Origin of the sequence: Mycolicibacterium thermoresistibile (genome assembly GCF_900187065.1) — a bacterium.
GTDB lineage: Bacteria > Actinomycetota > Actinomycetes > Mycobacteriales > Mycobacteriaceae > Mycobacterium > Mycobacterium thermoresistibile.
The window spans coordinates 1,743,800-1,757,113 of the sequence record NZ_LT906483.1; the positions used below are offsets into that span (position 1 = coordinate 1,743,800).

The 13,314-nt window shown below is 70.6% G+C and carries 11 protein-coding genes and 1 pseudogene; 10 read left to right on the forward strand and 2 right to left on the reverse strand.

Translation table 11 applies throughout. The features are described from left to right. Positions 1-440: 440 nt before the first annotated feature. Positions 441-2,228, reverse strand: a pseudogene (locus CKW28_RS24490) (non-ribosomal peptide synthetase); the annotation flags it as partial. Here CKW28_RS24490 and CKW28_RS08120 point away from each other — a divergent pair. The 6 genes from CKW28_RS08120 (at position 2,118) to CKW28_RS08145 (ending at position 8,182) form a co-directional block, all read left to right on the forward strand. After that, the gene (locus CKW28_RS08120; RefSeq protein ID WP_040547418.1) at positions 2,118-2,489 is read left to right on the forward strand and encodes a YraN family protein; all 372 of its coding nucleotides are present in this window, start codon (positions 2,118-2,120) and stop codon (positions 2,487-2,489) included. The pseudogene CKW28_RS24490 and the gene CKW28_RS08120 sit on opposite strands and share 111 nt — an antisense overlap. Next, the gene (locus tag CKW28_RS08125; RefSeq protein WP_003927210.1) at positions 2,489-4,000 is read left to right on the forward strand and encodes a YifB family Mg chelatase-like AAA ATPase; all 1,512 of its coding nucleotides are present in this window, start codon (positions 2,489-2,491) and stop codon (positions 3,998-4,000) included. The genes CKW28_RS08120 and CKW28_RS08125 overlap by 1 nt, the downstream gene beginning before the upstream one ends. Then, on the forward strand, positions 3,997-5,124 hold the full coding sequence (gene dprA, locus CKW28_RS08130) for a DNA-processing protein DprA (protein ID WP_003927209.1): 1,128 nt from the start codon (positions 3,997-3,999) through the stop codon (positions 5,122-5,124). Before CKW28_RS08125 ends, dprA begins: the two co-directional genes overlap by 4 nt. Positions 5,125-5,203: 79 nt before the next feature. After that, positions 5,204-6,070 carry a siderophore-interacting protein gene (locus CKW28_RS08135; protein WP_040547417.1) on the forward strand — a complete coding sequence of 289 codons (867 nt, stop codon included), beginning with the start codon at positions 5,204-5,206 and terminating at the stop codon, positions 6,068-6,070. 16 nt (positions 6,071-6,086) lie between these two features. Then, complete coding sequence (locus tag CKW28_RS08140; protein ID WP_003927207.1) at positions 6,087-7,247, forward strand: lactate 2-monooxygenase; 1,161 nt, start codon at positions 6,087-6,089, stop codon at positions 7,245-7,247. A gap of 32 nt (positions 7,248-7,279) precedes the next feature. Further along, positions 7,280-8,182 (forward strand): tyrosine recombinase XerC, encoded by a 903-nt coding sequence (locus CKW28_RS08145; protein WP_003927206.1) that lies wholly within the window; start codon positions 7,280-7,282, stop codon positions 8,180-8,182. Between the two features lie 199 nt (positions 8,183-8,381). On the opposite strand, the gene CKW28_RS08150 is transcribed toward CKW28_RS08145, so the two are convergent. Further along, positions 8,382-8,936 (reverse strand): murein hydrolase activator EnvC family protein, encoded by a 555-nt coding sequence (locus CKW28_RS08150; protein WP_003927205.1) that lies wholly within the window; start codon positions 8,934-8,936, stop codon positions 8,382-8,384. A gap of 279 nt (positions 8,937-9,215) precedes the next feature. Between CKW28_RS08150 and rpsB the strand changes: the two genes are divergently transcribed. The 4 genes from rpsB (at position 9,216) to pyrH (ending at position 13,296) form a co-directional block, all read left to right on the forward strand. Further along, positions 9,216-10,052: a 30S ribosomal protein S2 gene (rpsB, locus tag CKW28_RS08155; protein ID WP_040547416.1), complete on the forward strand. Its 837-nt coding sequence runs from the start codon at positions 9,216-9,218 to the stop codon at positions 10,050-10,052. 10 nt (positions 10,053-10,062) lie between these two features. Further along, positions 10,063-10,890 (forward strand): translation elongation factor Ts, encoded by an 828-nt coding sequence (gene tsf / locus CKW28_RS08160; protein ID WP_003927203.1) that lies wholly within the window; start codon positions 10,063-10,065, stop codon positions 10,888-10,890. Between the two features lie 24 nt (positions 10,891-10,914). Further along, positions 10,915-12,324: an amidase gene (locus tag CKW28_RS08165; RefSeq protein ID WP_003927202.1), complete on the forward strand. Its 1,410-nt coding sequence runs from the start codon at positions 10,915-10,917 to the stop codon at positions 12,322-12,324. Between the two features lie 123 nt (positions 12,325-12,447). Further along, entirely contained in the window at positions 12,448-13,296 is an 849-nt protein-coding gene (gene pyrH / locus CKW28_RS08170; protein WP_003927201.1) for a UMP kinase, read from the forward strand. Positions 13,297-13,314: the final 18 nt, after the last annotated feature.

Here is a 13,314-nt window from a genome sequence, read left to right on the forward strand (position 1 = left end):
AACCCGAGGAGGGTCCACACCAGCACCTCGATGAACCACAGCCGGCCGGCCGTCATGCTGTCGTGCGGGCCGACGAACTTCTGTACCAGCAGCAGGTTGGTGAGGTGATAGTCGTCGGTGAACAGCAGCGTCAACGCGATCCAGCACATCGACGGTATCGCGACCCAGGTCACCGTGCTGCGCAGCCGGCGGATCCGGTCGGCCCGTGACACCGGGGTCAGACAGAACCTGGCGGAGTTGTAGCCCACGACACCGAGCAGGATGTGTGCCCCGCCCCAGATCTCGAACAGTTCGGCGTGGGACCCGACGATCAACACGATCGCCGCCGCCCGCAACGCGACACTGGTCTCCAGGGTGGCCGACCACCAGCGTCTGCGCGGGGCGGGGGAGCGTTGCAGATCGCGGATCGGGATCCGTTGCCAGTCCACCGGCAGCCGGCCCAGCACCCGCTGCAGCCGCACCGACATCGTCACGTAGGTCAGCGATGTTCCGCCCAAGTCGATGAAACTGGCGGCCGGGTCGATGGTGTCGGCATCGAGCTGAAGCACGTCGGCGAACACGGCGCGCAGATCGCCGTCGTCGGCCGGGGCGGTGGTGTTCGGCTCGGTCGGCCGGGTCAGGCGTCGCACCGCCGGATAGTCCGGTTTCCCCGACGGCAGCATCGGCAGGTCGGCCACCACCGCGGCGTTCACCACGCCGACCGGGACACCGGCCAGTTCGGCGGTTTTCCGGCGCACCTCACCGGCGTCGTGGTTGCCGGTCGCCGCAACCGCGAGGTGCTCGTCGTCGCCGGTGCACAGTGCGGTGACGCCGCGGTCCCGTAGCGCGGTCTCCAGCCGCTGCAGGTCGATCCGCAGCCCGTAGAGTTTGACGAACCGGCTGCGCCGGCCGATCACCTCGTAGAGCCCGTCGGCGCCGCGCCGGGCGATGTCGCCGGTGCGTAACACGTCGACCTCGGAGCCGAGAGCCAGATCCTCGGGGCGGTGGGCGTAGCCCATCATCACGTTGGGTCCGCGGTAGACCAGTTCGCCGGCGTCGGTGAAGCCGTCCACCGGTTCGATGCCGAAGGCGCCGCCGGGAATGGCACGGCCGATCGCCTCCGGCCGATGCTCGGCGAGATCCGGTGGCAGATAAGCCATCCGGGCGGTCGCCTCGGTCGCGCCGTACATCACGAAAAACTGCCAGCCCCGCTCCCGGCCGAGCCGGGCGAAGCGACGCACGGTGGCCGGGTCGAGCCGGCCGCCGGCCTGGGTGAGGTAGCGCAGATGCGGCAGGTCCATGGCGTCGAAGCCGATGCGGTCGAGCAGATCGAAGGTGTGCGGAACCCCGGCGAACGTGGTGCCGCGGTGACGGCGGAACAACGCCCAGAACCCCGGGTCGAGCACCGAATGCTCGGTGAGGATCAGTGTGGCGCCGCGCAGCAGGTGGCTGTGGATCACCGACAGCCCGTAGCAGTAGGACATCGGCAATGTCGTTGCCGCCCGGTCGGAATCGGTGATCTCGAGGTATTCGGCGATCGCCCGGGCATTGCTGATCAGGTTGGAATAGGACAACCGGACCAGTTTCGGGGAGCCGGTGCTGCCGGACGTGGACATCAGCAGCGCCAGGTCCGGGTGCAGACGGTGCGCCGAATCCGTTCGCAGCCGGTGGATTCCGTCGCCGTCGATGATCATGTCGGGCCGGTACGTGCGCACCATCGCGGTGTGGTCACCGCCGTCGTTCACCGGCAGCACCACATGTCCGGCGGCCAGTGCGCCCAGGTAGTGCACCAGGGTGCTGACATCGTTGCGGGTCCGCAACAGCACCAGGCCGCAATGCGATCCGAGCTCGCCGGCCACCGTGGCCACCCGGTCGGCCAGCTCGCGGTAGCCGAGCCCGGTGTCGGCGGTGCGGACGGCGGGGCGCTCACCATGTGCGTACAGCAGCCTCAGGAGCGCGTTCACCGGAATCCTGCTTTCAGTCACCGAACGGACCGCCCGACCATACCCGGCGTCCATCCGGGGTGCACCGCGGTGTATGACGGCCCTGCACGGGTCCGGCCTGTGGATGAAGTCGGGATTGTGGATGACCGGGTGAGGCCGCCGTGTTTCGTCGGTCCCGGCGCGCAGTGTGGCGGCATGGCAACGATGAGTCGCGCCGAGATCGGGGCGCTGGGGGAGCAACTGGCGGTCGGGTATCTGGAATCGCGCGGGATGGAAGTGCTGGACCGGAACTGGCGCTGCCGCCATGGCGAACTGGACGTCGTGGCCGCCGACCGGGCGGCCCGCACCGTGGTGTTCGTCGAGGTCAAGACCCGCACCGGCGACGGGTTCGGCACCGCGGCCGAAGCGGTGACCACGGCCAAGGTGCGGCGGCTGCGGCGGCTGGCCGGCCTCTGGCTGACCGTCCACGGCGGCGGTTGGGCCGGCATCCGCATCGACGTCATCGGCGTGCGGCTCGACCGGTCCGGGCAACTGCGCGGCCTCGACCACTTCCAGGGGGTGGGCTGATGGCGTTGGGGCGGGCGTTCTCGGTGGCGGTGCGCGGGCTGTCCGGTGACATCGTCGAAATCGAGGCCGACATCTCCGGCGGGCTGCCCGGGGTGCATCTGGTCGGGTTGCCCGACACCGCACTGCAGGAATCCCGCGACCGGGTCCGTGCGGCCATCACCAACTGCGGCAACGACTGGCCGGCCACCCGGCTGACATTGGCGCTGTCGCCGGCGACGTTGCCGAAGATGGGCTCGGTCTACGACATCGCGCTGGCGGCCGCGGTGTTGGCGGCCCAGGGGCCGGATCCCCGGCCCCGGCTCGAGAAGACCGTGCTGCTGGGTGAACTCGCGCTCGACGGCCGGGTCCGCCCGGTCAAGGGCGTGCTGCCGGCGGTACTGGCCGCCAAGCGGGAGGGCTGGCCGGCGGTGGTGGTGCCGATCGGAAATCTGGCCGAGGCGAGCCTGATCGAGGGCATCGACGTGTGGGGCGTCGCCACCCTCACCGAGCTGCAGGCCTGGCTGGCCGGCAAGGGCGGTCTGGCGGGGCGGATCACCGCGTCGGCATCGGCCCCGGAACCGGTCGCCGACCTGGCCGATGTGGTCGGACAGACCCAGGCCCGCTACGCGGTGGAGGTGGCCGCCGCCGGCGCCCACCATCTGATGCTCACAGGGCCGCCGGGCATCGGGAAAACCATGTTGGCGCAACGCCTTCCGGGACTCCTGCCGCCGCTGTCCGAGGAGGAGGCGCTGGAGGTCACCGCCATTCATTCGGTCGCCGGGCTGCTGTCGGACACCACCCCGTTGATCACCCGGCCGCCGTTCGTGGCGCCACACCACACCTCGAGCGTCGCCGCGCTGGTGGGCGGCGGATCGGGGTTGGCCCGCCCGGGGGCGGTCAGCCGCGCTCACCGCGGGGTGCTGTTCCTCGACGAATGCGCCGAGATCGGGGCCCGTGCCCTGGAGGCGTTGCGAACACCTCTGGAGGACGGGGAGATCCGGTTGGCCCGGCGGGACGGGGTGGTCCGGTATCCGGCGCGCTTTCAACTGGTGCTGGCGGCCAACCCGTGTCCGTGTGCCCCGGCCAATCCGCGGGACTGCACCTGCCCGGCCCTGGTCAAACGCCGCTACCTGGGCAAGCTCTCGGGACCGTTGCTGGACCGGGTCGACCTGCGGGTGGAGTTGCACCCGGTTCCCGCCGGTGTCTACACCACCGAGGAGGGTGAAGACACCGCCCGGGTGCGCGAGCGCGTCGCCGCGGCGCGGCGGGCCGCCGAACACCGGTGGCGGCCGTACGGGATCAGAACCAACGCCGAGATCAGCGGGGCGTTGCTGCGGCGCGATTTCCGCCTGGGCAAGCAGGTGATGGACTCTCTGACCCGCGCGCTGGACCGGGGACTGCTCAGCATCCGCGGGTTCGACCGGTGTCTGCGGGTCGCCTGGACCCTGGCCGATCTGAACGGACGCGCATCACCTGATCGCGACGACGTGTCGACCGCATTGACATTCCGACAGAGCGGAGGAATCCGATGACCGATCAGACCGCCCGGGCCTGGGCCTATCTGGCGCGGGTCGCCGAACCGCCGTGCCCGGCCGTCGCCGGTCTCGTCGACCGGGTGGGGCCCGTCGACGCCGCCGAATTGATCCGGCGCGGCGACGTGGACGACCGGTTGGCCAAGCGCACCGAGGCGCGACGTGACTGGGATTGTGCGGCAACCGATCTGGAACTGATGGCGCGACTCGGTGGTCGCCTGGTGACGGCGGCCGACCCGGACTGGCCGGTACTGGCGTTCACCGCCTTCGGCGGTGCGGACCGGAGCCACCGACCGGACGGCCACCCGCCGCTGGCGCTGTGGGTGATCGGCGAACTCACCCTGGACGCGGTCGCCGGCCGGTCGGCGGCGATCGTCGGCACCCGCGCGGCCAGCAGCTACGGCGAACACGTCGCAGCCGACCTCGCCACCGGGCTGGCGGCCCGGGATGTCGCGGTGATCTCCGGCGGCGCGTACGGCATCGACGGCGTGGCCCACCGGGCGGCGCTGGCCGCCGAGGGGCTCACCGTGGCGGTGCTGGCCGGCGGGGTCGATGTCAGATATCCGGCCGGACACGCCGGGCTGCTGCAGCGCATCGCCGAGCACGGGCTGTTGATCAGCGAATACCCGCCCGGAACCCGGCCGTCGCGCCGGCGCTTTCTGACCCGCAACCGGCTGGTCGCCGCGCTGTCCGGGGCGACCGTGGTCGTCGAGGCGGGCATCCGCAGCGGCGCCGCGAACACCGCCGCCTGGGCCGAGACGCTGGGCCGGCCGGTCGGCGCGGTGCCCGGCCCGGTCACCTCCGCCACCTCCGTCGGCTGCCATGTGCTGCTGCGGGAGCGGGCGGCCACCGTCATCACCCGCGCCGAGGAGGTGGTGGAACTGGTCGGCCGGTGCGGTGAACTCGCCCCGGACCTGCCCCGCCCGTCCTCGCCGTTGGACGATCTGACCGACGCCGAACTGCTGGTCTACGAGGCGTTACCGGCGCGTGCCGCCCGCACCGTCGATCAGATCGCGGTGGCCTGCGGGATGCCGCCGCAGGAGGTGCTGGCGCCGCTGTCGATGCTGGAACTGGCCGGGTTGGTGGTGCGGCGGGACGGCCGCTGGCAGCTCGCCAGGCGGTGACGGCGGTGGCGGCGGTGGCGACCTGCGGGAATGATGCCGCTCGTATAGTCGGGGTGTTGGTCGACACACGGGAGGCGATGTGGCGGGACGTCCGGTACACACCTTTGAGGTGGTGCGCACCGAAGAGGTGTCACCACATATCGTGCGCGTGGTGCTGGGCGGACGGGGGTTCGACACGTTCACCCCGAACGAGTTCACCGACGCCTACGTCAAGATCATCTTCGTCCGCGACAACATCGACGTCGCCGCGCTGCCACAGCCGTTGACGCAGGACAGCTTCAAATCGCTGCCACCCGAACAACAGCCGCCCATCCGCACCTACACCGTGCGCCGGGTGGACCGGGACCGCCGGGAGATCTGGATCGACATCGTCATCCACGGTGAGGAACACGGTGTCGCCGGACCCTGGGTGCAGGCCGCGCAGCCCGGCGATCCCGTCTATCTGATGGGCCCGAGTGGCGCCTACGCACCCAGGCCGGACGCGGACTGGCATCTGTTCGCCGGTGACGAATCGGCGCTCCCCGCGATCAGCGCATCGCTGGAAGCCCTTCCGCCCGACGCCGTCGGCTACGCCTTCATCGAGATCAGCGGCCCGGAGGATGAAATCCCGCTGGCCGCACCGGAAGGCGTGGAGGTGCGGTGGATCTACCGCGGCGGCCGGGCCGATCTGGTGCCCGACGACCAGGCCGGTGACAACGCCCCGCTGATCGCCGCGGTCAAGGAATCCCCGTGGCTGCCCGGGCAGGTGCACGTCTTCATCCACGGTGAGGCCCAGGCGGTCATGCACAACCTGCGGCCCTATATCCGCAAGGAACGCGGGGTCCCGGCCGAATGGGCGTCGATCTCCGGGTACTGGCGGCGCGGCCGCACCGAGGAGACCTTCCGGCAGTGGAAGCGGGAACTGGCCGAAGCCGAAGCCGCCGCCGCCACCGAAGTCGTCGGCTAGCCGGAAGCGCACCGTCATGGCGTTCGGCGACTACCAACTCGAGATCTACCTGCAGGGCCTGTCCGGGGTGGTGCCATCGCTGCCGATGGCATTCGCCGAACTGGAGGCCCGGGCGCGGGCCGCGATGTCGCCGTCGGTGTGGTCGTATGTCGCCGGGGGCGCCGGTGACGAACGCACCCAACGAATCAACGTCAGCGCTTTCGACAACTGGGGGCTGATCCCGCGGATGCTCGTCGGCGCCACCGAACGCGACCTGTCGGTGAACCTCTTCGGCCTCACGTTGCCCTCACCGATCTTCATGGCGCCGATCGGCGTGCTCGGCATCTGTGCCCAGGACCACCACGGCGATCTGGCCTGCGCCCGCGCCGCCGCCCGCACCGGCGTGCCGCTCGTGGTGTCGACACTCACCCAGGATCCGTTGGAGGACATCGCCGCCGAATTCGGCGACACTCCCGGGTTCTTCCAGCTCTACACCCCCAACGACCGCGACCTGGCCGCGAGCCTGGTGCGGCGCGCCGAGAAGGCCGGCTACAAGGGCATCATCGTCACCCTCGACACCTGGATCCCCGGCTGGCGGCCCCGGGACCTGTCCACCTCGAATTTCCCTCAGCTGCGCGGATATTCACTGGCCAACTACACCAGCGACCCGGTCTTCTCGGCCGGTCTGCAACAGCCGCCCGAACAGAACCCGCAAGCGGTGGTGACGCGCTGGGTGCAGCTCTTCGGCAATTCGCTGACCTGGGACGACCTGCCGTGGCTGCGATCGCTGACCACACTGCCGCTGATCCTCAAGGGGATCTGTCACCCCGACGATGTGCGGCGGGCCAAGGACGCCGGGGTGGACGGCATCTACTGCTCCAACCACGGTGGACGCCAAGCCAACGGCGGGTTGCCGGCGATCGACTGCCTGCCTGACGTGGTGGCGGCCGCCGACGGGATGCCGGTGCTGTTCGACTCGGGCATCCGCAGCGGCGCCGACATCGTCAAGGCACTGGCGTTGGGCGCCACCGCCGTCGGCATCGGCCGGCCCTATCCCTACGGGCTCGCGCTCGGCGGCGAGGACGGCGTCGTGCATGTGCTGCGCTCACTGCTGGCCGAAGCGGATCTGATCATGGCCGTCGACGGATACCCGACCCTGGCGGATCTCACTCCGGACGCGTTGCGGCGCGTCACCTGACGCCGGCGCCGCAGGTCTGCCACGGTATGTCCGTGGACACCGTTCTCGATGAGTTCGCCGACTACCTGGCGCTGCAACGTGGCCGGTCACCCCACACCTGCCGGGCCTACCTCGGCGACCTGCGTTCCCTGTTCGACTTCGTCGAGCAGCGCAGCCCCGGTTCGGGGCTGGGCGGGCTGAGCCTGCCGGTGCTGCGGGCCTGGCTCGCCGCGCAGGCCGCCGACGGTTCGGCGCGCACCACGCTGGCGCGGCGGACCTCGGCGGTCAAGACGTTCACCGCGTGGGCGGTGCGGCAAGGCCTGCTGTCCACCGACCCGGCGCTGCGCCTGCAGGTGCCCAAGGCGCGTCGCACGCTGCCCGCGGTGCTGCGCCGCGATCAGGCTCTGGCCGCCATGGCTGCCGCGGATTCCGGTGCGCAACAAAAAGATCCGATCGCGCTGCGGGACCGGTTGATCGTCGAGATGCTGTACGCCACCGGGATCCGGGTCAGCGAACTGTGTGGGCTCGACATCGACGACGTCGACACCGACCGCCACCTGGCCCGGGTGCTCGGCAAGGGCGGAAGGCAACGCACCGTGCCGTTCGGTGAACCGGCCCGAGGAGCGCTCACCGACTGGCTCACCGACGGCCGCCCTGCGCTGGCCACCGCCGAATCCGGGCCGGCGCTGCTGCTCGGGGTCCGCGGTCGGCGTCTCGACCCCCGGCAGGCCCGCACCGTCGTGCATCAGACCGTCGCCGCGGTCGCCGGAGCACCCGACATCGGCCCGCACGGGCTGCGTCACAGCGCTGCGACCCATCTGCTCGAGGGCGGCGCCGACCTGCGCATCGTGCAGGAGCTGCTGGGCCATACCTCGCTGGCGACCACCCAGCTCTACACCCACGTCACCGTCGAACGGCTGCGCGCCGTGCACGATCAGGCCCATCCGCGCGCCTGACCGGGAAGCGGCCGCGCCGGATGTGCTTCGGCTGCGCCGGGTGTGCTTCGGCCGCGCCGAGTGTGTGATGTCGGTGGGAAAAACGCCGGAAGTCAACAGCAGCGGCACTTTCGCCACCGCCATTGCACGCTCGCCACCGCCATTGCACTTTCGCCACCGCCATTGCACGCTCGCCACCGCTACCGCATGCTCGAATCCCTCACGAGGCACCGGAGCCGGCGCCGCCGACCGGTTTGAGCCGGATCGGTGTCTCCGCCAGCAGACCGAGCGGATCGACGTAATCGGCGCGGGCGGCCGGCCCCCACATCGCACCCCAGTGCAGGCAGGCCGGGGCGCGGCAACCGGCGTGCCCGGCCTGCACCGCGCCGAGTACCGTGCCGGCGCCCACCCGCTCACCGGCCCGCACGGCCGGCAGCACCGGTTCATAACTGGTGCGCAGGCCACCCGCGTGGGCCACCGACACCACCGGCCGCCCCGCCAACCGCCCGGCGAACACCACCGTGCCCGCCGCCGCGGCGTGCACCTGCTGGCCGGGTGCGGCGGCCAGGTCCAGCCCGCGGTGGCCCCGCTGCCAGTCGGGGTCGGGTGCGTCGAAGAACCGCACCACCGCGGGCCGCGGTCGCAGCGGCCAGTCCAGGCGGCCGGCGCCAAGGCCGGGACCACTGCCGGGATCGGCGGACAGCGGCGCGGGGGTGAGCAGCGCCGACGCCGCCGCCAGGGCGAGACCGCCCGCCAGAACCGCGAACCGGCGCATCGATCCAGTTCACGCGGGAGCGACCGGCCCCGGGGGGTTTTCCGGCGTTACGGCGCCTGTCTGGGGAGCAAGCCTCCGCTGTGGACGAAGCACCTGCTCCGCCGGTGTAAACTGCTACCTGCAGCTCGCCTGCGCGGGCTGACTTCGCGTGTCTGCACGCCAGCGACACACCGGTTGGTCCCGTTCCGGTTCTGCCGAAACGGGTGCGGTGGTCGGCGGACACCAGGGCTCGGCACCACCCGGTGCCCGGCGTCAACCAACAACCAGAAGAGGCACATCATGGCTGTTGTAACCATGAAACAGCTGCTGGACGCGGGCGCCCACTTCGGGCACCAGACCCGGCGCTGGAACCCCAAGATGAAGCGGTTCATCTTCACCGACCGCAACGGCATCTACATCATCGATCTGCAGCAGACGCTGTCCTACATCGACAAGGCGTACGAGTTCGTCAAGGAGACCGTCGCCCACGGCGGCACCATCCTGTTCGTCGGCACCAAGAAGCAGGCGCAGGAGGCCATCGCCGAAGAAGCCACCCGCGTCGGCATGCCGTATGTGAACCAGCGCTGGCTCGGCGGCATGCTGACCAACTTCTCCACCGTCCACAAGCGGCTGCAGCGCCTCAAGGAACTCGAGGCGATGGAGCAGACCGGCGGTTTCGAGGGTCGCACCAAGAAGGAAATCCTGATGCTGACCCGGGAGAAGAACAAGCTGGAGCGGTCCCTGGGCGGTATCCGGGACATGCAGAAGGTGCCGTCGGCCATCTGGGTGGTCGACACCAACAAGGAGCACATCGCCGTCGGTGAGGCCCGCAAGCTGGGCATCCCGGTGATCGCGATCCTCGACACCAACTGCGACCCCGACCTGGTCGACTACCCGATTCCGGGCAACGACGACGCGATCCGCTCCGCCGCGCTGCTCACCAAGGTGATCGCCTCGGCCGTGGCCGAGGGGCTGCAGGCCCGCGCCGGTGCCGGCCGGGAAGGCGACAAGCCGGCCGAGACGGCCGAACCGCTGCCCGAGTGGGAACAGGAGCTGCTGGCCGGTGCCACGGCCACCGCGGCCGGCAATCCGGAAGGCGAGAAGCCCGCCGAATCGACCACCCCGCAGAATTCCTAGAAAGGCTGATATGGCGAACTACACCGCTGCCGACGTCAAACGACTTCGGGAGCTGACCGGCGCCGGCATGTTGGACTCGAAGAACGCGCTGGTGGAGGCCGAGGGCGACTTCGACAAGGCGGTCGAACTGCTGCGCATCAAGGGCGCCAAGGACGTCGGCAAACGGGCCGGCCGGGCCACCGCCGAGGGCCTCGTCGCCGCCAAGGACGGCGCGTTGATCGAGCTGAACTCCGAAACCGACTTCGTCGCGAAGAACGAAGAGTTCCAGCAGCTCGCCGACGCCGTCGTCGCGGCCGCCGCGGCCGCCAAGGCCACCGACGTCGACACGCTGAAGGCCGCCAAGGTCGGCGACAAGACGGTCGAGGAGGCCATCGCCGAGCTGGCCGCCAAGATCGGTGAGAAGCTCGAGCTGCGCCGCGTCGCCTACTTCGACGGCACCGTGTCCACCTACCTGCACAAACGGGCCGCGGACCTGCCGCCCGCGGTGGGTGTGATGGTCGAGTACACCGCCGAGGACGCGGCCAAGGGCGCAGAGGCCGCGCACGCGGTCGCGCTGCAGATCGCCGCGATGAAGGCCCAGTACCTGACCCGTGACGACGTTCCGGAGGACGTGGTCGCCAACGAGCGCCGCATCGCCGAGGAGACCGCCAAGGCCGAGGGCAAGCCCGAGCAGGCGCTGCCCAAGATCGTCGAGGGCCGGCTCAACGGCTTCTTCAAGGATGTCGTGCTGCTGGATCAGCCGACGGTCTCGGACAACAAGAAGACCGTCAAGGCGCTGCTCGACGAGGCCGGTGTCACCGTCACCCGGTTCGTCCGGTTCGAGGTGGGGCAGGCCTGACCGGCGGTTGTTACCGTCGAGCGCATGCAACGCATCCACGCCTTCGGTGACGACGCGCTCTCAGATCTGGACGCGGTGGGTCTCGCAGCGGAGCTGCGGGCCCGCCGCGTTTCCGTTCCCGAACTGATCCGCGCCGCCATCGCGCGCACCGAGGCCGTCAACCCGGCCCTCAACGGTCTGGCATATGAGGCGTTCGACCGGGCGCTGGCCCGCGCCGAAGCCGGGCCGGTCCCCGGCTTCTTCGGCGGGATCCCCACCTACGTCAAGGACAACGCCGCCGTCGCCGGCATGCCGACGATGGAGGGCACCGACGCCTGGGATCCGCGGCCCCAGCCCGCGCACGGCGATTTCGCGAGGCTCTACCTGGGCACCGGCGTGATCCCGCTCGGCAAGACCCAGATGTCGGAGTTCGGGTTCAGCGCGTCCGCGGAGCACCCACGGCTGGGTCCGGTGCGCAATCCATGGCACCCCGAACACACCGCCGGCGCGTCGTCCTCGGGATCCGGCGCCTTCGTCGCCGCCGGGGTGGTGCCGATCGCCCACGCCAACGACGGGGGCGGCTCGATCCGCATCCCGGCGGCGTGCAACGGGCTGGTCGGCCTGAAACCCTCCCGGGGCCGGCTGCCGCTGGACCGCCACATGCGGCAGATGCCGCTGCGAATCGTGGCCAACGGGGTGCTCACCCGGTCGGTGCGCGACACCGCCGCGTTCTACCGGGAAGCCGAACTGCTCACCGGACGCACCAGGCTGCCGCCGATCGGCGACATCACCCGCCCGGGCGCCGAGCGGCTGCGCATCGCGGTGTGCACCCGGTCGATCAACCGCGACGCCAGCCCCGAGGTGCGGGAACTGACCCTCAAGACCGCGGCGCTGCTCGAGGAACTCGGCCATCACGTCACCCCGATCGACAATCCGGTGCCGCGGCAGTTCCAGGACGACTTCCTGCTGTACTGGGCGTTCCTGGCGATGGCGGTGGTGCGCAGCGGACGGCGGACCTTCGGGCCCGGCTTCGACCGGGACCGGCTCGACAACCTCACCCTGGGCCTCGACAGCCATGCCGCCCGTAACCTGCACCGGTTGCCGGCGGCGATGGTCCGGCTGAGCCGGCTGCGGCGGGTGACCGCCCGGCTCACCCGGGACTTCGACGTGGTGCTGACGCCGACGCTGGCCGACGTGCCGCCCCGCATCGGCCACCTCGATCCCACCGCGGACTACCAGCAGATCATCGACCGGCTCGTCGACTGGGTGGCGTTCACCCCGCTGCACAACGTGACCGGCGAGCCGGCGGTGTCGCTGCCGCTGGCCCAGTCCCGTGACGGGCTGCCGGTCGGCATGATGTTCGCCGCCGCGCTGGGGGAGGAGGCCCGGCTGCTGCGGCTGGCCTACGAGCTCGAGGAGGCCCGGCCCTGGCCGCGCATCGACCAGCGGTCATAGCCCCGGCCGGTCGAACACGCGCGCACCCCGGCGTGGCACGACGCCCACAATGAGGCAGGATTGGTTAGGCCGTTCCGGCACCTGCCGGCACGGCGATCTCCAGGAGGACTTCGAAGGAGTCGGATGCCGGAGCCTGTCTCCAACAGCCGGGCGGGATCGCCGCCCGGCGACCCCACCACAGTCAGCGGCGACGCCACCACCGGACGGGGGCCGGACGGCACCGGCCCGTCCCCGAACGACGACGCGCACCCGACGGCGAACCTGCGGCCCGCCTATTCGCGGGTGCTGCTCAAACTCGGCGGCGAGATGTTCGGCGGCGGGCAGGTCGGCCTCGACCCGGACGTGGTGCAGAAGGTGGCCCACGAGATCGCCGAGGTGGTGCGCAGCGGCGTCCAGGTGGCGGTGGTGATCGGCGGCGGCAACTTCTTCCGCGGCGCGCAACTGCAGCAGCGGGGTCTGGAACGCAGCCGCTCGGACTACATGGGCATGCTCGGCACCGTCATGAACAGCCTTGCCCTGCAGGACTTCCTGCAGAAGGAAGGGATCGACACCCGGGTGCAGACGGCGATCACCATGGGGCAGGTCGCCGAACCGTACATCCCGCTGCGGGCGCAGCGGCACCTGGAGAAGGGCCGCGTGGTGATCTTCGGCGCCGGTATGGGCCTGCCGTACTTCTCCACCGACACCACCGCCGCTCAGCGCGCGCTGGAGATCGGCGCCGAGGTGGTGCTGATGGCCAAGGCCGTCGACGGCGTCTACACCGACGACCCGCGCACCAACCCGGATGCGAAACTCATCACCAAGATCACCCACCGCGAGGTGATCGACCGCGGGCTGCGCGTCGCCGATGCCACCGCGTTCAGCCTCTGCATGGACAACGGCATGCCGATTCTGGTGTTCAATCTCCTCATCGACGGCAATATCGCGCGTGCGGTCGCAGGTGAGAAGATCGGAACACTGGTCACCACGTGACGGGTGCCGCAGCCGCCA